General features: G+C 35.4%; 20 protein-coding genes. 3 read left to right on the top strand and 17 right to left on the bottom strand.

Annotation, left to right across the window (positions count from 1 at the left end; genetic code table 11):
- Nucleotides 1-46: 46 nt before the first annotated feature.
- The 6 genes from mraY to mraZ form a co-directional block, all read right to left on the bottom strand.
- Complete coding sequence (gene mraY / locus ACNFU2_RS13605) at nt 47-1,288, bottom strand: phospho-N-acetylmuramoyl-pentapeptide-transferase (RefSeq protein ID WP_172281538.1); 1,242 nt, start codon at nt 1,286-1,288, stop codon at nt 47-49.
- 81 nt (nt 1,289-1,369) lie between these two features.
- Nucleotides 1,370-2,830: a UDP-N-acetylmuramoyl-L-alanyl-D-glutamate--2,6-diaminopimelate ligase gene (locus tag ACNFU2_RS13600; RefSeq protein ID WP_306613154.1), complete on the bottom strand. Its 1,461-nt coding sequence runs from the start codon at nt 2,828-2,830 to the stop codon at nt 1,370-1,372.
- A 17-nt stretch (nt 2,831-2,847) separates the two neighbouring features.
- Nucleotides 2,848-4,839 carry a penicillin-binding transpeptidase domain-containing protein gene (locus ACNFU2_RS13595; RefSeq protein ID WP_172281535.1) on the bottom strand — a complete coding sequence of 664 codons (1,992 nt, stop codon included), beginning with the start codon at nt 4,837-4,839 and terminating at the stop codon, nt 2,848-2,850.
- The gene (locus ACNFU2_RS13590) at nt 4,823-5,188 is read right to left on the bottom strand and encodes an FtsL-like putative cell division protein (protein ID WP_002981890.1); all 366 of its coding nucleotides are present in this window, start codon (nt 5,186-5,188) and stop codon (nt 4,823-4,825) included. Before ACNFU2_RS13590 ends, ACNFU2_RS13595 begins: the two co-directional genes overlap by 17 nt.
- A 64-nt stretch (nt 5,189-5,252) precedes the next feature.
- Nucleotides 5,253-6,146, bottom strand: a complete 894-nt coding sequence (rsmH, locus tag ACNFU2_RS13585) for a 16S rRNA (cytosine(1402)-N(4))-methyltransferase RsmH (RefSeq protein ID WP_273650203.1) — start codon at nt 6,144-6,146, stop codon at nt 5,253-5,255.
- A gap of 37 nt (nt 6,147-6,183) precedes the next feature.
- Nucleotides 6,184-6,642, bottom strand: a complete 459-nt coding sequence (mraZ, locus tag ACNFU2_RS13580; protein WP_418122042.1) for a division/cell wall cluster transcriptional repressor MraZ — start codon at nt 6,640-6,642, stop codon at nt 6,184-6,186.
- 272 nt (nt 6,643-6,914) lie between these two features.
- On the opposite strand from mraZ, the gene ACNFU2_RS13575 reads away from it, so the two are divergent.
- The 3 genes from ACNFU2_RS13575 to ACNFU2_RS13565 are packed head-to-tail and all read left to right on the top strand — an operon-like array spanning nt 6,915 to nt 8,800.
- Nucleotides 6,915-7,676: an alpha/beta fold hydrolase gene (locus ACNFU2_RS13575; RefSeq protein ID WP_172281529.1), complete on the top strand. Its 762-nt coding sequence runs from the start codon at nt 6,915-6,917 to the stop codon at nt 7,674-7,676.
- A 58-nt stretch (nt 7,677-7,734) separates the two neighbouring features.
- Nucleotides 7,735-8,358 (top strand): ribosome biogenesis GTP-binding protein YihA/YsxC, encoded by a 624-nt coding sequence (yihA, locus tag ACNFU2_RS13570; RefSeq protein ID WP_172281527.1) that lies wholly within the window; start codon nt 7,735-7,737, stop codon nt 8,356-8,358.
- Nucleotides 8,351-8,800 carry a GNAT family N-acetyltransferase gene (locus tag ACNFU2_RS13565; RefSeq protein ID WP_418122039.1) on the top strand — a complete coding sequence of 150 codons (450 nt, stop codon included), beginning with the start codon at nt 8,351-8,353 and terminating at the stop codon, nt 8,798-8,800. Before yihA ends, ACNFU2_RS13565 begins: the two co-directional genes overlap by 8 nt.
- Before the next feature lie 56 nt (nt 8,801-8,856).
- On the opposite strand, the gene ACNFU2_RS13560 is transcribed toward ACNFU2_RS13565, so the two are convergent.
- The 11 genes from ACNFU2_RS13560 to ACNFU2_RS13510 form a co-directional block, all read right to left on the bottom strand.
- A complete protein-coding gene (locus ACNFU2_RS13560; protein WP_418122037.1) occupies nt 8,857-9,738 on the bottom strand; it encodes a hypothetical protein in 882 nt (293 codons plus the stop codon).
- A gap of 10 nt (nt 9,739-9,748) precedes the next feature.
- Nucleotides 9,749-11,092, bottom strand: coding sequence for a beta-carotene 15,15'-monooxygenase (locus ACNFU2_RS13555; protein ID WP_418122036.1), 1,344 nt, complete (start codon nt 11,090-11,092; stop codon nt 9,749-9,751).
- 6 nt (nt 11,093-11,098) lie between these two features.
- Nucleotides 11,099-11,506: a hypothetical protein gene (locus ACNFU2_RS13550; RefSeq protein WP_172281519.1), complete on the bottom strand. Its 408-nt coding sequence runs from the start codon at nt 11,504-11,506 to the stop codon at nt 11,099-11,101.
- Nucleotides 11,484-11,906: a DUF6804 family protein gene (locus tag ACNFU2_RS13545; RefSeq protein ID WP_172281517.1), complete on the bottom strand. Its 423-nt coding sequence runs from the start codon at nt 11,904-11,906 to the stop codon at nt 11,484-11,486. The genes ACNFU2_RS13550 and ACNFU2_RS13545 overlap by 23 nt, the downstream gene beginning before the upstream one ends.
- Before the next feature lie 11 nt (nt 11,907-11,917).
- Nucleotides 11,918-12,133 carry a TM2 domain-containing protein gene (locus ACNFU2_RS13540; protein WP_172281515.1) on the bottom strand — a complete coding sequence of 72 codons (216 nt, stop codon included), beginning with the start codon at nt 12,131-12,133 and terminating at the stop codon, nt 11,918-11,920.
- Between the two features lie 5 nt (nt 12,134-12,138).
- Nucleotides 12,139-12,771 carry a PH domain-containing protein gene (locus tag ACNFU2_RS13535; RefSeq protein ID WP_418122033.1) on the bottom strand — a complete coding sequence of 211 codons (633 nt, stop codon included), beginning with the start codon at nt 12,769-12,771 and terminating at the stop codon, nt 12,139-12,141.
- Nucleotides 12,772-12,787: 16 nt separating this feature from the next.
- On the bottom strand, nt 12,788-13,297 hold the full coding sequence (locus ACNFU2_RS13530; RefSeq protein WP_273650196.1) for an SH3 domain-containing protein: 510 nt from the start codon (nt 13,295-13,297) through the stop codon (nt 12,788-12,790).
- Nucleotides 13,297-14,367, bottom strand: coding sequence for a type I restriction endonuclease (locus ACNFU2_RS13525; RefSeq protein WP_418122031.1), 1,071 nt, complete (start codon nt 14,365-14,367; stop codon nt 13,297-13,299). The genes ACNFU2_RS13530 and ACNFU2_RS13525 overlap by 1 nt, the downstream gene beginning before the upstream one ends.
- Nucleotides 14,368-14,372: 5 nt before the next feature.
- Entirely contained in the window at nt 14,373-14,711 is a 339-nt protein-coding gene (locus tag ACNFU2_RS13520) for a YegP family protein (RefSeq protein WP_172281507.1), read from the bottom strand.
- Between the two features lie 139 nt (nt 14,712-14,850).
- Nucleotides 14,851-15,516 carry a response regulator gene (locus tag ACNFU2_RS13515; RefSeq protein WP_418122029.1) on the bottom strand — a complete coding sequence of 222 codons (666 nt, stop codon included), beginning with the start codon at nt 15,514-15,516 and terminating at the stop codon, nt 14,851-14,853.
- Between the two features lie 12 nt (nt 15,517-15,528).
- Nucleotides 15,529-17,199, bottom strand: coding sequence for a tetratricopeptide repeat-containing sensor histidine kinase (locus ACNFU2_RS13510; protein ID WP_418122027.1), 1,671 nt, complete (start codon nt 17,197-17,199; stop codon nt 15,529-15,531).
- Between the last annotated feature and the right edge of the window lie 67 nt (nt 17,200-17,266).

The raw sequence follows: 17,266 nt of genomic DNA, 5'->3' as shown, positions 1-17,266 counted from the left end.
GTTTTTAAAATCATGAATACGTTAATACATTTACTTTTATAGAGTTTTATCTCATTTTTAATGTAATCAGACATACTATAGCCAACATTACTCCTATGATAATCATCCTGTTAACGATTTTACTTTCATGGAAACCGTCTTTCTGATAATGATGGTGTAATGGAGACATTTTAAATAATCTGTTATTCTGGGCGTATTCCAGTCCGTATTTTTTCTTTCTGTATTTAAAAACAACCACCTGCAGCATTACAGATATGTTTTCTACCAGGAATATTCCGCATAAAACAGGAATCATTAATTCCTTTCTTAAAATAATAGCCAATACAGCAATTACTCCTCCCAGCATCAAACTCCCGGTATCTCCCATAAAAACCTGTGCCGGATAGGTATTATACCAGAAGAATCCGATCACAGCACCTACCATGGCAACTACAAAAATGGTGGTTTCACCCATATTGGGCAGGAACATGATATTGAGGTAATCCGCAAAAATAATATTCCCTGAAATGTAGGCAAAGAATGCAAGGGTAAGGAGTATTACCGTACTCGTCCCTGCAGCCAGACCGTCTATTCCATCCGTGATATTGGCTCCGTTGGAAACCGCTGTTACAATAAAGATGACAATTGGAATGAAAACAATCCATGCCCACTCATGAGCATCTTTATCACTCATCCAGAATAATATTCCACTGTAGTCAAATTCATTATTTTTCGCAAATGGCACGGTAGAAACCGTAATTTTTTCTGTAGGCATAAAATTCTGCTCCACATTATTTCTGTTAACTACTTTTGCATCTGCATATTTTCTCTTTACCGTAATATCAGGATGGAAATACATTGTTACTCCGACAATTAGCCCCAGTCCCACCTGACCTACGATCTTGAATTTACCGCTAAGCCCGTCTTTATTTTTCTTTACTTTCTTTAAATAGTCATCTACAAATCCGATAGCACCCATCCATAAAACTGATATTATCAGAAGGACGATGTATACATTGGTAATTCTTGTCAGGAGAAGAACCGGAATCATGGTGGCAAGGATAATAATGAGCCCTCCCATTGTCGGAGTTCCTTCTTTCTGCTTTTGCCCGTCAAGGCCAAGGTCGCGGACCAATTCGCCCATTTGCTTTGCTCTCAGGTAATTGATGATTCTTTTACCATACACAAGAGCAATAATCAGGGATAATAAGACCGCCATCCCTGCACGGAATGAGATGTACTTTAACATTCCAAGTCCGGGGATATGGATTCCATGGTGGGTTAGATATTCGTATAAGTAGTATAACATGTTTTCCTATTGTTAATAAATGATAAGTGATGTTTGATGAATGATAAGATCAATAATAATTGATCATTTATCGATTATAAATTACTTGCTCATTAACTTCCACAGTTCTGTAATTACTTCTTTGTCATCAAAATGGTGTTTTACGCCATTAATCTCCTGATAGTTTTCGTGACCTTTTCCGGCTACTAAAACAATATCTTTGGGCTCTGCAAATTTAATCGCCATTTTTATGGCTTCTTTTCTATCGGGTATTGAAGTGTATTTGCTGAAGTTCTGAGGTTCAACACCTGCTTCAATTTCTTTTATAATTGCTGCCGGATCTTCTGTTCTCGGGTTATCTGAAGTGATAACTGCCAACGTGGATTTTTTCGTTGCAATGTTTCCCATTTCAGGTCTTTTGGAGTGGTCTCTGTCTCCCCCGCAACCGAAGACGGTAATCAGTCTTTCATTTTTTGTTCTGATATCATTAATGCTGTCCAGAATATTTTCCAATGCATCCGGAGTGTGGGCATAATCGACGATGAAAAAAATGCCACCATCGGATTTGAAGGTTTCAAATCTTCCTGAGACTCTTTTCAGGGTGCTGATGGCCTGAAGGATTTCATTGGATTCAAAGCCGAGTTCAGATGCAATTCCAAATACCAATAGAAGATTATAGACATTGAATCTTCCCGTTAAGGTAGTCCAGAATTCCTTCCCGTTGAAGTTCAGGAGCATTCCGTTAAAATCAATTTCCAAAGCTTTTCCATGGTAATCTGCCATTGTTTTCAATGCATATGATCTTTTGGCAGCTTTGGTGTTCTGGAGCATTACATTCCCATTTTTGTCATCGATATTGGTAATGGCAATTGCGGTATCAGAAAGCTCATCAAAGAACCTTTTTTTCGTTTTCAGATATTCCTCAAATGTTTTGTGATAATCCAGATGATCATGAGTAAGGTTTGTAAATCCTGCAACTTTGAAATGGAGTCCTTCAATTCTGTTTTGAGAAATTCCATGAGAACTTACTTCCATGAAAGCAAATTCGCAACCTGCTTCTACGGCCCTAGCTAAAACCTGATTGATCGTAATAATATCCGGGGTAGTATGTGTGGCCGGAATTATTTCGCTGCCTATTCTGATTTCAACAGTTGAAAGCAATGCAGATTCATAGCCCAGATTTTTGAAAACATCAAAAAGCAATGTGGAAACAGATGTTTTTCCGTTGGTTCCAGTAACGCCGATGAGTTTCAGGTTTTGAGAAGGATTTCCATAAAAGTTTGAGGCCAGATGTCCCAGGGTTTTCGAAGAATCTTTTACTTTTACATACGTAACATCCTCATTCAGCTGATCGGGCAATACTTCACAAACGATCGTTTTTGCCCCTTTTTCAATAGAAGATGCAATATATGAATGCCCATCTGCAACCGTTCCCTTTACTGCGATGTAAAGAGAATTTTCTGTAACCTTTCTGCTGTCGAATACCAGCTCCGAAACTTCACGGGTATTGTCGCCGTGAATTTCTAAAGTTGGGATTCTGTTTAATAATTCAATTAATTGCATTTCTCTGATGCTTATTTTTAATTCTGAAGAGATAAATAAATTCTCTGGTTCTTACTGATCGTAGTTCCCTCCAAAGGAAACTGTTCTTTTATTCTTCCTACTCCTTTGTAGTCTACACGGTATCCAAGGTTTTCCAGTTGTGGAATCACATTCTTACCTATTAATCCTACCACGTTAGGCATTTGTTTATCATTTACTGCTACTTTCACATTAGGCTCCACCATTTTATTGAGGTTTACCTTTTTGTCAACAAGCATTTCTTTTTCAATATTCTGAGGCGTCTTCAGGAATGTTTTTCCTGCAATTTCTTTAAAAACCGGGGCTGAAACAGTCGCTCCGTAAAATCCTTTTGCCGTATTCGGCTCACTGATCATTACATAACAGGTATACTTCGGATTATCAGCTGGATAGAACCCTGCAAAAGAGGCACGGTATTTCATCGGGCCCGGAAGCCAGTACTCAAATCTGGCGGTCCCTGTTTTTCCTGCCATTTTCAGATTCGGGGTGAAAATACTTCGTCCGGTTCCTTTTTCCACGGCTTTTGTCAAAGCATTGGTCATCATTTTAATTGCTTTCTCAGAAGCCATTTTGCTGACCATTACCTCCGGCTTGGCCTGATACATTATTTTACCATCCTTCATGATCTTATCGATGAATAAAGGCTTAAGCATTTTACCATTATTAGCAACCCCGTTGTAGAAAGTTGCTAATTGTAATAAGTTAATGTTCGAAGAATATCCAAAAGATATCGAAGCAAGTGTTGCTGCGTTCCATCTTTTATTTTGTGGAGTTACGATCTTAGGTTTTGTAATGCCCGGAAGTTCGATATCCATTTTATCAAATAATTTCCAGCGCTTAAGGTGATCAAGGAATATCTGTGGCTTATCGGCATAGTATTTCGTAATCAGTTTGGCGGTTCCTACGTTGCTGGATTTCGCAAGAACGTCACTGATGTCGTATGTTCCTCCTCCGTGGCCATCTGAAATTCTTTGCTTCGCGTAGGTCCATACTCCGTTTCCTACATTTACCGTTGTGTTATCATCGATGAATCCGTCATCCATTGCTGCCAAAAGTGAAATGGTTTTGAAAGTTGAGCCGGGTTCGATATTATCTTTTAAAGCATAATTATAAGCATCTTCGTACTCTCCTGAATCTGTTCTTCGAAGGTTTACCATGGCACGAACCTTTCCGGTTCCTACTTCCATGACAATTACAGTACCGTGTTTTGCTTCAAAATTTACGAGCTGCTTCTCAAGAGCTGAGTGTGCAATGTCTTGAATTCTAAGGTCTAAGGTCGTATATACATCTTCTCCATCTACGGGTTCCTGAACCTTCCAGAAATCAATAGGCTTCCACTGCGAAGAATTGATTCTTTGTTCCAATCTTTTCCCGTCGGTGCCTGTCAGGTATTTTGAAAAGGCTCCTTCCAGACCGGATTTGTACTCACTGTTATCCATTCCGATGGTACCTGCACCAATTTCAGAAGTTGCGAGCTCTCTTTTGTAATTTCTGTCTACGATAAATCCTCCTTTATTCTTTCCTTTCTTAAAGATCGGGAAGTTTCTGATCCTGTCGTATTCATCAAAATCCAAGCCTCTGGCAAGTGTATAATATTGATTTTTCTTTCTTTTCTGTTCGTCAAATTTCTGTCTGAATTCACTTCTTGGTTTTCCAAACATCTTGCTTAGTGAATCCGTTAATGCACCGATATTGTTACTGTAAACCGTATCCTTTATTGTTTTGAAATCAAGATAGATATCATAACGCATAACGGTAGTTGCGAGAATAGAGCCATCTGATGCAAATAAATTCCCTCTGGCAGCCTTTAAAGTGGCTTCACGATAGTTTTTATTGATGTAGTCGTCTTTAATTTCCTGAACATTAGTGTTTTGGAGAATAACGATTCTTGTTAAAAAAAGTACAAACACGCACAAAGCTACCACTGCGAAGAGGTAGCCCCACCTTAACGTTTTTTTACGTTTGTTATCGTATTCATTTTGCTTTTGCATCTGTACTATCCAATTTTATTAGCAGTTTATGAGGATGGTTTTCCAGTGTCATTAAAGAATCCCGTGCTACTTCTTTTCCGAGCTCTGATTCCATTTTTACCTTAATCAGCTTACTTTGGGCATAAGCGTTTCGGGATTTATATTCTTCTGTTTCTTCTTTTAAAGCATTTACAATTTTGATCTTTTTGTTCACCAGGTGATTGGTATAGATCATGGCCATCATCAGTACAAAAAGCAATAAGAAATACTTGTAATGTATTTTTATCTCATCACGGTTGAGGAAATTCCCTTTTATAATGTCTATAAAAGTTAATCTCTTTTGTGGGCGATTTGTCGTTCTTTTAGCCAATTTATTATTGATAAATGATGATTAATAATTGATAATAAGGGTGTTAATCCTTATTTCTAACCATTTATACTTTTATTCCTGTTCTCATTTTTGCACTTCTTGCTCTTGAGTTTTCCTCAATCTCCTTATCATCAGGAATGATTGCCTTACTCTTCAGCAGTTCGAATGCCTTTTTATAATTTCCATAAATATCCCTCGTCGGTTCACCTTCAAACATTCCGTTTTTAAGGAATCTTTTTACAAGACGATCTTCCAGGGAGTGGTATGAAATAACTACCAGTCTTCCTTCCGTTTTTAAGATCTGATAAGCCTGAACGAGCATTTCTTTTAAAACCTCAAGCTCCTGGTTTACTTCGATTCTTATTGCCTGGAAAAGCTGTGCATAAAATTTATTAACCTTATGCGGGGGAAGATAGCTGAATAGTTTTTTCAGGTCTTCCGTTGTATTGATGATTTTACTTTTTCTGTGATGAACAATATCCCTCGCCAGTTTACGTGCTTCTCTCAATTCACCGTAGTAGTAAAATATATCTGCCAGCTGCTCTTCTTCATATTCATTGATCACCCTTTTGGCATCCAGGCTCTGCATTACATTCATCCTCATATCCAGTGGGGCATCACTTCTGGTAGAAAACCCTCTTTCCGCTTCATCAAACTGATGCGATGATACTCCCAGATCCGCCAATATTCCATCTACCTGAGAAACTCCGTACATCAGTAAAGAATTTTCCAGGAACCTGAAATTCTGATTAATCAAGGTAAACCTCGGATCATCAATATTATTTTTAAGAGCGTCTAAGTCCTGATCAAAACTGAATAGCCTTCCTTTTTCCGAGAGCCTGCTCAGTATTTCTCTTGAATGACCTCCGCCACCAAAAGTACAGTCCACGTATGTTCCGTCTGGATTCGTAACCAAATCATCAACACTTTGCTTCAACAAAACGGGATTATGATACATGTTTTAATTTGTGTTTTGCGCCTTTTTAGCAGCGTAGTTATTCTTCATCGAAAGAGCCCATCACATCTTCAGCAAGGCTTGTAAAATCGGTTTCGTTGGTAGAGATCACTTTCTCGTAAGCTTCTTTATCCCAGATTTCAAATAATTCCCCGGCACTTGTGATCACAATATCTTTATGAAGATTTGCGAAGTGGGTAAGGTCTTTGGAAATCTGTAATCTTCCGGCGTTATCCAACTCTACAGTTTTTACTCCTGCTGTAAACATTCTTATGAAATCAGCATTCTTTTTAATGAATCTGTTTAGTTTATTAATTTTGCCCATCAGCTGATCCCAAGCATTCATAGGATAAACTTCCAGGCAGGGTTGAAACACGGAGCGTTTGACTACAAAGGCTTTATCGTCAAAGTTCTCCATCTGCTTGATCAGCGATGCAGGGACTTTTAAGCGACCTTTGTCGTCTATTTTACACTCATATGTTCCAATGAAATTCTTCATTTGGGACAAATTTATATAATTATTTCCAAAACTTCCCACTTTTTCCCACTTTTTGACTCAATGTTAATAAGTTTTATCAAAGATTGAAGACCGCAGGGGTAAGTGGTTGATATTTTGGATATTGGAATTGGTCTTATTTTGCCCATAACAAAAAGGATGTTAAAAAAGATCGGCAAAAAGCCTTTATTATATTATTTTTATCTTAAATTAGGAATATCAAAATATTTTTGAGGTTTAATTTGTATTTTTGCAGGGCTTTATTAAGGCGTTTTATGATATTTAGTACAAAAAAAGAAAAGAAATATACTTTTGTAGAAGCGGGAGAAGGACATCCATTGGTGCTGTTGCACGGGTTAATGGGTGGTTTGAGTAATTTCGATAAGATGGTGAATTTTTTTTCGGAGAAAGGATTTAAGGTATATGTGCCTCAATTGCCAATCTATGATTTGCCGGTACTCAATACCAATCTTACTACTATCGCAAAATATATTATCAAGTTTATAGAGAGCCATATTTCGGAACCGGTAACTATTGTCGGGAATTCGATGGGCGGTCATGTCGGGCTTATCTTAGCTTTGGCAAGGCCTGATCTTGTAAAAAATCTTGTTTTAACGGGAAGTTCCGGATTATACGAAAGAACATTCGGGGACAGCTTTCCGAGAAAAAGTGACAGACAATATATAAGGAAGAAAACGGAGGAAGTTTTCTATGACCCTGCAGTCGCTACAGAGGATCTCGTGGACGAGGTTTTCGGTGTTGTTAATGACAGAATGAAAGGAATAAAAACGGTAATGCTTGCCAGAAGTGCTATCAAACACAACATGCTGAATGATCTCCCTAAAATTCTGACACCTACGTGCCTGATCTGGGGAAAGCAGGATAATGTAACACCTCCTGAGGTGGCAGAAGATATGCATAAGTTTATTCCTAATTCTGATCTGTACTGGATAGATAAATGCGGCCACGCAGCAATGATGGAAAAACCAGATGAATTCAATGAAATTCTTTACAGCTGGTTAAAAGATAAAGTATAAATAACTTAAACCATTAAGATAGCTCTTAATGGTTTGTTTTTCTTAAAATAATTCAAAAATGGTAATTAAAACAGCAGAATTTGTCAAAAGTAGCGGGAAATGGCAGGAATGCCCGGAGCCCAATATTCCCGAATATGCTTTTATAGGAAGATCAAATGTGGGTAAATCATCATTGATCAATGCGATGATGAATCATAAAGATCTGGCAAAAACTTCACAAACTCCGGGAAAAACACAGCTGATCAACCATTTTTTAGTCAATGAAAGCTGGTATCTTACCGATTTGCCGGGATACGGATATGCTAAAGTTTCAAAGGTTCAGAGAAAAGATTTTGAAAAACTGATCACCAATTATATCCTGAACAGAAGGAATCTGGTTAACCTTTTTGTTTTGGTGGATTCAAGACACACTCCTCAGAAAATCGATTTAGAGTTTATCCAATGGTGTGGAGAGAGCGGAGTTCCTTTTTCAATTGTTTTTACCAAAGCAGATAAACTGAAGCCTAATGTTGTTATAAAAAATGTGGAGGATTATAAAGCTGAACTTCACAAAACCTGGGAAGACCTGCCGGAACTGTACATTACTTCAGCAGAAAAGAAGGAAGGAGGCGACAAAATTCTGGATTTCATCCAGACCACCAATGAATTTTTAAAAAATAATAGCGTAAACTTTGATGAGTAATATAATCTGGAAAATAAAAACTTTTGATGAGTTCACCGTTCCTGAGCTTTATAAAGTTTTAAAGGCGCGTATTGATGTTTTTGTGATTGAGCAAAACTGCCCTTATCCTGATCTGGATAATTATGATCAGAAGGGTATTCATATCTGGGCGGAGGAAGAAGGTGAGATCCTTGCCTACTGCAGGGTTTTTGATAAGGGTATTAAATATGATGAAACTTCATTCGGAAGAGTACTGACTACTGAGAAAGCAAGAGGAAAAAGCTTAGGAAAACAATTGATAAGATATGCGGTTGAAACCATTGAAAACAGGTTTCATACATCGGAGATCAAAATCTCTGCACAGGATTACCTGTTGCGTTTCTATTCTGAGTTTGGTTTTATTGATACCGGGAAAAAATATCTGGAGGATGATATTCCGCATACGGAAATGATCAGAAAATAAAAAGCGAAGACTAATCTTCGCTTTTTTTGTGGTTATATGTTGAGTGTTTTTAGTTTTTATCCTTTAATGGCTTTTAAAATAATCGGTTCCAGATTAGAAGGAAGGTCTGCTAATTTAATCTGGTAATTTTTGACTTTCATTTCTTTGAACCAGTTTTCCCAGTATTCTTTGATGACTGCTTCTTCGAATGGATTGCCTTTTTCAGGGTTAATTCCCAAAACAATTATTTCCAGATTATTCAGATTATCATTGGCCTTTACAAAGCCCAAATGATTTTTCTCAATTTCTGCTTTATAATCTGTTGTGGTAAGATGAAATGATTTTATTAATTTTGATGTCAGATAAGAGGTCTTCTTTTCTTGTGAAAACTTGGAATCTTCATGATACATGTAGCCGTCAGTCAGAATAAAAAGAATATTTCTTCGATCATCTTTGATACAATAATCCTTTACTTTATTTCTAAAGAACTCCCAAATGTCAGAACCAACGTATTTATCATCTTTAATGGCTGATTGATAAATATTAGAAGGCAATTCAGAATATTTTTTTTCGACAGAACTAAAATAATCTTTGCTTGTATTTTTATCAAAAGATACCTTTAGTTCTTTGGTCAGTTCGTTCATTTTTGGATCGGAAGGTTCAGGATTAAAGAAGATCTGCATCTGATCATCATAAGTGATTATTCTTTTGGATTTAATATGGTTGAGAAATCCTTTTTCAATGGTTTTGATATATTCCACATCTCTCTGAGCATATTCCATTGATGGGGTTGGGTTGGTTTTGGGGTCGATTCGGTCCGATAAATCAATTAAAATGCTAACATTTAAGTTATTCAGATCAGTTTGAATACTATCTTTTCTTTCATCGGAAGAACCACTTTCAGTTTTGCAACAAGAAACAAAAGAGATGATTATTAATAAGTATATTATTTTTTTCATGGCTTTCGATTTATAAAGAAGACAAGTATACTAAATTTTGATTATCAGAATTAGCTCCTACGGTTTCCAGATTGATATTATAGGTTTCAATACAGCTTTCGATCATCGTTTGTTTCTCTGTTTTGGAAACAGCTATCTTTTCTCCAATAAAAGTAATCCAACCCTGGACATACTCTGAGGCATATAACTTGTAATCTTTGGTTGGAATGATGACTCCATCAATAATATTCTGAAGTTCTTCAATTCTCCCACGGGTTTTAATTATTAATTCTTTTGTGGTACCTATATTTCCCAGAATTTCTTCAATTTCTTTTTTCAGTACATTGATTTTTTCTAAAAGAAAAAGCACGTTTTTTTGTCTGATTTCTTGTTCATTTTTGATTTTATCTTTTTCTTTATGCTCCTTCATAACGAAATCAAATACCAACCCCCAGATAATGTAGACAATGAATCCTGCGAAAATAATTCCCCAAAACTGTATTTTAGTAACAGCGATTTTAAGATTAAAATCAGGGGAATTAAATGTTTTATTTAATTCATACAGTTTTGATTCAATCTCATATGCTAAAATGGAGTCGAAAACAAATGTAACTACGAATAATAGTCCAAGTTTAATATAATTCGCTGTTGTTTTATTCTCGCTGAACATGTGAATGAGAAAGCCTAGTCCAAGAAATACAAATGGAATTAAAGTGACAAAAGCTCCTTCAATAGCTCCTGCGTTCCATGCTTTACTGAATGCTTGTGCGTCCAAAACACTTTGTATCACCGTACTTTTAGCATCAAAACTTTTAAAGAAAGCGGAGTAAGAAGTTGAAATATAGAATGTGATCAAGTAAAGGCTTATAGGAATGAGAAGGAATGCGCCAATCCAGAATTTAGTGGAAGCTCCTTTTGTTGCCTTTACATTGTGTTTTTCGGGGTTTCTAGGTAAATCCAGTATTTCAGCTTTTAGGGCCTCAATTGTGTTTTGATGATTTTCGACCTCCTTGTTTTTATTTTTTAGTTGTTCTTCTTTAGTTTCCTGGGAAACAGTCAGAGCTTTGATCTCAGTTTCTCTGTTTTTTTGCTCATTGATATAAGACTCCTTAAGCTTTTGCTGTTTTTCAACCATCTCTTTTTCCTCATTTTGAAACTTTGAGTATACGGCATCAAGGCAAATTGATAGTGTGGAATGATTTCCATTTGTTCTGGAGCTGTCCCTGTAGCCGGCTTCGTGATAAGTTCTTTTTCTGCTTTCTTCAGGAGATTCTGTTTCTACTTTAGAGTCGGTGTCTTTGAGAACTTCCTGTTTGGGTGTTTCAATTGGAACTGATTTCAGTTTGAATAAATTTTTTATGCTGATGGTGTCCATAGTGTTTTAGTTTTTTAATTCGTATAAAATGTCACTTTTATTCTTTCCGATTTTTACTGCTTCGATAAGGTAATCAACAATATCTGTTACATTCTCTTCCAGAAAACCGAACATAAGTACATACTTTTCCATAGCGGAATACTCGTTTGGAGAGACGACGCCGTCTGCCCATATCATCACAGTGAGATCATATAGGTAATCAACTTTCTCCTCAATGGTTTGTGGGACCAGAGATTTAAAATTGATAGGATTCAGCAGAATATCATCCAGATTTTTTGAAGATATTCCTCTTTCTTCAGCACACTTGTAAAGCATTTTCAGCTCAAGAGCACTGAAATCATCATCACAAATAGCCATTTGATAAAGCCTTAAGAAGTGAGCTTTGAGATTTTCAGTTATTTGATTGTTTTCCATTGGTTGGTTCTTCTTTGGTCTTTTTGGGATTAATAATGATATCTCGTGAAGGAGATCTTACTTGTCTATTATGTTCTGGAATTTCTTCGGTAGTTTCTTCTTCCTTTTTAAAATCCAGTTTTTCAGCAAACGTTATAAGGAGAAAAAGGATTCCTGTAATGGTATCAATAGGGATCCATATACTTTTTCTATATAGATAAATGGGAAAAACCGGATTAAAAATGATCAGTATTACTATGAATATTGCTCCCCAGTTGTATTGCTTATTGTTCAAAAAACTATAGATGATAATCAGTGCTCCAACAGAGACTAAAACCCGGAGAAAGGTGTAATATTCAATAGGGAGTCTAAAAACACCTACAAAACAACATATTGCACAGAAGGTGAGAAATGGTTTCATTTTTTTAGTTTTTAGAATCCTGTAGTAAGGTTGTACTTGTAATTGAAACTATTTTCAGACATGAAAATGAAAACGATGAAGTCAATAAAGGCAATGAGTGCCGGGATAAAAGTCCAGCAGAATAAAAGATAGAATATTCCTAATGTATTTTGGCCTAAGTAAAATCTATGAATGCCCAATCCCCCTAAAAAGAGAGCGAGCATGGCTGTGGTAAATTTTGATTTCATAATTTCTAAACTCTTGATAAGATTTCATTCTTTTTTTCTTCAAACTCTTCCGGGGAAATAATTCCGGTTTCTACTAAGCCTTTTAATTTTTGTAAAATGGCAAAAGGATCTTCATTTTCTATCAACAAAGGTTGTTGTTGTTGTTGTTGGAATTGATGTGGCTGGGCAATAATAGGTGTCGTGTTATTTACAGTTACTCCTCCTCCAGCAGAAGCTCTTCTTGTTTCTAAATCTTTTTCTCTTCTCACACCTCTCATTTGTTCTTCAATTTCCTGAGCGTATTGATAGAGTTTTCTTGCTTGTGCTTTTGGTAAATAGTCCATCATATTGATTAGGTTTCCTACAGTTTTCATAATGAAAGTAGCCCCAAGAATACCTTCTTTAATATGACAGTCTGCAACATCTACCCAACTGTAATCCTGAAAATCCATTGATAAACCGAAATTTTTGGGTCTACAAAAAATAACTCTCCTATTGGTAAGAGCAATACAGTCCGGAGATAAATTAAAAGCCGGCTTTTTTTGAACGGCAATATATTCAACAAACTCTTGTGAAGTAAGAAGGCTGTTAATTTTTTCAAGGAGCTTTTCAACAGCTTTAGGATCCTGTTCTTCGTTTAAAAATTGTTTTAAATTCATAGATATTTGTTTTTAGTTATTTTACATTTTTATAATATACATATCCTATTTTTCCTGATTTCTGTACTTTCACTTTATACCAAGAATCCTGTTTTGAAAGCTGAATCAGCTTTTCGTTTTTAGGAACAGTTTCTATTATTTTGGATTGAATAGAAGGTTTTTCATATATGTAGGTAATTGCAGTTCCTGCTATGTATCTGCCAGAATTGATATTGATTTCATTCACAAAAACTGAAGGAGCTTTGGTAGATTTACCTCTTTTTGAAGAATAAGAATCATTATCTCCCGGTCTTTTATGTTTGTCTTTCTTTGAAGAAGATTTTTTTCCGGAGGATTCTCCTTTACAAACACCACAGGTTCCACCACCTCCTGCACAATGTCCACAACCGGAACAATTTGAACAAGCTGTACAATAGGCAGACCCCGTACATCTTCCATCGTGCCCAATATTATCGTTTGCCTTAAAACAAGAATGTAAAAGAAAAATGATGATTGGGATTATAATAAGTAAAAACAGCTTTTTCATCAGTTATAATTTTCAAGTGTTTTGTGAAGTTCATTTCTGAAATTGTAGATTTCATCGAGGGTACCTAATAAAATCTTTTCTCCGGAATCTTTCCCGTTATGAAATAGCTCCAGGTATTTATTTGAGGTATTAAAATGTAGTCTGCAAAGAGGTTTCCTATTGTTGTCATCGAATAAAATTCCAAAATAGGATAGAGTATCCCGATAAGCAATTCTTGATGATTCGACTTTTTCTCGCAGGATAGCCTTTACAATTTGAAACCCTTCCAGTTCTTCTTCGGTTGTTACAATTTTAGAGTCATTGTTTTCATCAATAGATTGTGGTGTTTTTACAGCCTGATCCCTTTTTTCAATCTGTTCGTTAATGCTCAATGCAGATTTGAGCCTGAAACTTATGGATTCATTGATTGATGTTGTCAAAGCTTTCTTTGTGTACTCTTTGAAAGAAATCATTCTATTCGCGGTTAAAGGTTTTTCGAAAAAGCGATTGACTAACAGCCTAACCAACTCATCAGAGGGGTTTTCAATTTCTTTCTCAAATTCTCTCCGGATCGCTTTGATATACTTTAATGCTTCAGCAGAATCTAAAATGCTTTCCAGATTGTAGTCTTTTTTGGTAAAGCTTTCGAGAATTTTAATCGAACTGTCTTTGAGATCTTCAATGTTGATGGTAAAAAAAGGCTTTTCATCCATAATATTAGGCTTCTCCAGATCGGTGTAAAAATTATATACAATCCCATTGGTTAGCACTCCAAACCGGGTCTTTGAAACATGATAGTATCTGTGGAGCTGTGAATTGTGCGCATCTGCACTTTCTTTCCAATGCTTACATTCAATGATAAAAATAGGATTGTCGTTGTGTCTTATCACATAGTCTACTTTTTCTCCTTTTTTGGTTCCGATATCACAAATATGCTCAGGAACCACTTCTGTAGGATTAAATATATCATAACCTAAAATCTGTATGAATGGCATTACAAAAGCATTTTTGGTCGCTTCTTCCGTATTGATTTGGTCTTTCAATCCTACTACTTTCTGATGCAGCTGCTCTAGTTTTATTTTAAGATCCATTGCTTTTAGTTTTTAAGGGTTTCATCAATAATTTCTGCGGTTGGCGCATTGGATTTTACAGAGTGAATTCCATTTTCCATTGCTGTCTTTGAGCTGTAGAGCTGGCTTTTTCCAATGATCTCCCCATTTCTGGCTTTTAGCACGAAATAATCTTTACCATTTACAGCCTCTCTTCTGTCATATCTGGAATCCTCCTTTGAATTGATTCTTACAGACTCTATTCCTTTATGACAGGAGGCTTTCTGAACATAGCCTTCGCTGGTCAGGATAATTTCTCCGTTTCCAGCCTTAAGATTGAATTGATACTCATTGTTTATTCTCTGAGTAATTACAAATTTTCCCATGATTGTTTTTTATTTAACATTCCAAAAGTATAACCCTTTCAAAACCAATCCTTACGGGAATCCGTAAAACGGGCAAAAAACAAAAAAACCTTTCAAAAAAATGAAAGGCTATATTAAATCGGGATGGAAAATTTGTTTTTTAAATAATTCCGATGTCTTTGCAAAATGCAACCAGTTGTTCGTTGCTGGTTACCTCAAGATCTTCTTTTAAGCTGTTCAATTTTTTTTCAACACTGCTTAAGCTGTTAGGTTTTATGTTTTTTTCCTGTAGGAGATCAGGAATGTTTTTTTGCAGAACTCCTTTTGAAAGAAGGGAAACGAGTGTAATTTCATACGCAGAAAACTCATAACTATTTAGTTTTTTTATTTCCTGCTTTAAATCAAGAGACAGATAATTTTCATTAATGTAAACAGATGCAATTGATTTTTTCAGCTCTTTGGAATCGTTTCTTGCTTTACGAACATATCCATTGATATTATAGTCTTTGAAAAGAGAATCGATGATTCCGGATTTGTGTTCGGCGGAAAAGACAATGACTTTAAGGGAAGACTGAAGTGCCTTTATTTGTTGGATAAGATCTCTTCCGTCTTTAATGTTTTGCTGCCGGTGATCTTCTTCATAATACAAATCAGTGATCAACAGGTCGTAAGGTTCATTTTCCCGAATGGATTTATGAACCTTTGCCAATGCATCATCACAGTAATATACATAATCAACATTCGGAATGTTGAGGTCTTCCAGTGTTTTTTGTACCGAAAGATTAATACTTTCATGGTCTTCAGCGATTAAAATTTTTTTGAACATTCTTTTTAGTTTTTAGGAAACAGGAAATGAAATGTTGATCTTCAATCCTCTTTCGGTTTTGGTGTCAAAAATAATTTCTCCTTTGATTGTTTCTATACGGGAAACCGTAGACGACAGCCCATTTTTATATATAATATCTCCGGGAATGCCAATTCCATTATCGGTATAGTAAATTTTGATAAATTCATTTTCCCTTTCAAATCTGAAAACCACCCGGTCTGCCCGGCTATGTTTTTTCATATTTACGAGTAATTCACGTACAATCTGGTATACTTCTGTCAGGGTTGATTCTTGTAATCCCTTCCATATGCTTGCATCGTTTCCGGCAAGATAGGTTTTTACAGTATCATTATTAAAGGAGCCTATAAGTTCCGATATTTTTTCATTGAAATTCTTCTCGTTATTAGTAAGATCGGTTTTTTCATAGGAGATATCCCTTGATTTTTCATAAACAAATTCCAATTCATCAAGCGCCTCATCTTTGCTAAAGCTTTCCTGGTTTTCAATCTTGGTCATCACCTGATAGATACCGTTTGCTACTACATCGTGTACTTTTTTGGAGAGTTTAAGTTGAGTGTTTTTTATTTCCAGTTCTTTTTCTTGTTTTAGTTTTTTCTGTCTTTTGCTATATAATATTATAATGATAATCAATGTAGCTACTAAACCACTTGAAATTAAATATTGTCTTAATAATTGAATTTCTTTTTGTGCATTTTGTGCTTCAGATCTTAGAAAGTCAGCTTTATTTTTTTCTGTTTCATACCTTATTAATGCGAACTGATTTTTTGCTTTACTCCTCGCAATAAGAAGACTGTCATTGAGTTTTTGATAATCTTTAAAATATATTGAAATATTATTTGTGTTGAGATCAATAAGTTTAATTAATGCCTGCAGTTTATCTTCAGGATTTTTTACCGCAATTGCTGTTTCAAGCATTTTTTCAGTATAAAAAAGAGCCTTACTTTTATCAAATGTTTTAAAGTATTCAGATAATGTATAGTAACTAGAATTTAAACCATCTATGTCATTGCTTTTTTTCCTTATTTCTAATGCTTTATAAAACTCAGGAAGAGGATTGTAATTTTTGTCTTCCATGAATTTAGCTCTAGCGAAATTGTTTAATGCCCGTGCATATTCCACTTTATTCTTAGATAAGATAGAATTTTTAAAGTATCTAATAGCTTGTTTGGCTTCATTTTTCTTTAAAAATGCTACCCCAATATTATTATAGTAGGTAAATTTTGTTTCGTCATTGGTTGCATATTGTATAGCATTTTTGTAAAAATCAATAGCATCATTGTAATTATACATGTAGCCAGATGCTATCCCCATATTATTAAAACTGGAAGCTAGGTCTCTTCTCACTATAGAATCTTTGATATTGGTAAGAAACTTATTTGCTTCGAGAGAGGTTTCTATCGAACCATAGAAATCACCTTTTGCAGTTTCAATAATTGCCATGTTAATCAAAGACTGTCCTGCTCTTAATGAATCATTATTTTTTATGTATTCGTCTTTTGCCAAGGTATAATAATAAAATGCTGAGTCACTGATTTTCGCATTTCTGAATTCTCTTGCTTTTACATGGAATAGATTTTCTTTTTTGGAATTATCTGATAAAGTTTTCTTTTTTGCACAAGAAAATAAAATCACTGATATAATTAATAGTAACAGACTCTTCATATTTCATAATATTAGTTTATAGTGCAAAGTAATAAAAAGGACAGATTTATGCAATCTGTCCTTTCTG

Source organism: Chryseobacterium sp. PTM-20240506 (assembly GCF_048296755.1).
GTDB lineage: Bacteria > Bacteroidota > Bacteroidia > Flavobacteriales > Weeksellaceae > Chryseobacterium > Chryseobacterium proteolyticum.
Note: the sequence above shows the minus strand (reverse complement) of the source record. Positions and strands in the feature narration are given on the sequence as shown.

What these genes read in the sequence shown, in the direction of transcription:
- ACNFU2_RS13535 (WP_418122033.1), bottom strand. Translation starts at nt 12,771, where the DNA reads ATGAATTTAAAACAATTTTTAAACGAAGAACAGGATCCTAAAGCTGTT.
- ACNFU2_RS13520 (WP_172281507.1), bottom strand. Translation starts at nt 14,711, where the DNA reads ATGGGAAAATTTGTAATTACTCAGAGAATAAACAATGAGTATCAATTC.
- yihA (WP_172281527.1), top strand. Translation starts at nt 7,735, where the DNA reads ATGGTAATTAAAACAGCAGAATTTGTCAAAAGTAGCGGGAAATGGCAG.
- ACNFU2_RS13555 (WP_418122036.1), bottom strand. Translation starts at nt 11,092, where the DNA reads ATGGACACCATCAGCATAAAAAATTTATTCAAACTGAAATCAGTTCCA.
- ACNFU2_RS13510 (WP_418122027.1), bottom strand. Translation starts at nt 17,199, where the DNA reads ATGAAGAGTCTGTTACTATTAATTATATCAGTGATTTTATTTTCTTGT.
- ACNFU2_RS13515 (WP_418122029.1), bottom strand. Translation starts at nt 15,516, where the DNA reads ATGTTCAAAAAAATTTTAATCGCTGAAGACCATGAAAGTATTAATCTT.
- ACNFU2_RS13600 (WP_306613154.1), bottom strand. Translation starts at nt 2,830, where the DNA reads ATGCAATTAATTGAATTATTAAACAGAATCCCAACTTTAGAAATTCAC.
- ACNFU2_RS13595 (WP_172281535.1), bottom strand. Translation starts at nt 4,839, where the DNA reads ATGCAAAAGCAAAATGAATACGATAACAAACGTAAAAAAACGTTAAGG.
- ACNFU2_RS13540 (WP_172281515.1), bottom strand. Translation starts at nt 12,133, where the DNA reads ATGAAATCAAAATTTACCACAGCCATGCTCGCTCTCTTTTTAGGGGGA.
- ACNFU2_RS13565 (WP_418122039.1), top strand. Translation starts at nt 8,351, where the DNA reads ATGAGTAATATAATCTGGAAAATAAAAACTTTTGATGAGTTCACCGTT.
- ACNFU2_RS13545 (WP_172281517.1), bottom strand. Translation starts at nt 11,906, where the DNA reads ATGAAACCATTTCTCACCTTCTGTGCAATATGTTGTTTTGTAGGTGTT.
- ACNFU2_RS13575 (WP_172281529.1), top strand. Translation starts at nt 6,915, where the DNA reads ATGATATTTAGTACAAAAAAAGAAAAGAAATATACTTTTGTAGAAGCG.
- mraY (WP_172281538.1), bottom strand. Translation starts at nt 1,288, where the DNA reads ATGTTATACTACTTATACGAATATCTAACCCACCATGGAATCCATATC.
- rsmH (WP_273650203.1), bottom strand. Translation starts at nt 6,146, where the DNA reads ATGTATCATAATCCCGTTTTGTTGAAGCAAAGTGTTGATGATTTGGTT.
- ACNFU2_RS13560 (WP_418122037.1), bottom strand. Translation starts at nt 9,738, where the DNA reads ATGAAAAAAATAATATACTTATTAATAATCATCTCTTTTGTTTCTTGT.
- ACNFU2_RS13525 (WP_418122031.1), bottom strand. Translation starts at nt 14,367, where the DNA reads ATGGATCTTAAAATAAAACTAGAGCAGCTGCATCAGAAAGTAGTAGGA.
- mraZ (WP_418122042.1), bottom strand. Translation starts at nt 6,642, where the DNA reads ATGAAGAATTTCATTGGAACATATGAGTGTAAAATAGACGACAAAGGT.
- ACNFU2_RS13550 (WP_172281519.1), bottom strand. Translation starts at nt 11,506, where the DNA reads ATGGAAAACAATCAAATAACTGAAAATCTCAAAGCTCACTTCTTAAGG.
- ACNFU2_RS13530 (WP_273650196.1), bottom strand. Translation starts at nt 13,297, where the DNA reads ATGAAAAAGCTGTTTTTACTTATTATAATCCCAATCATCATTTTTCTT.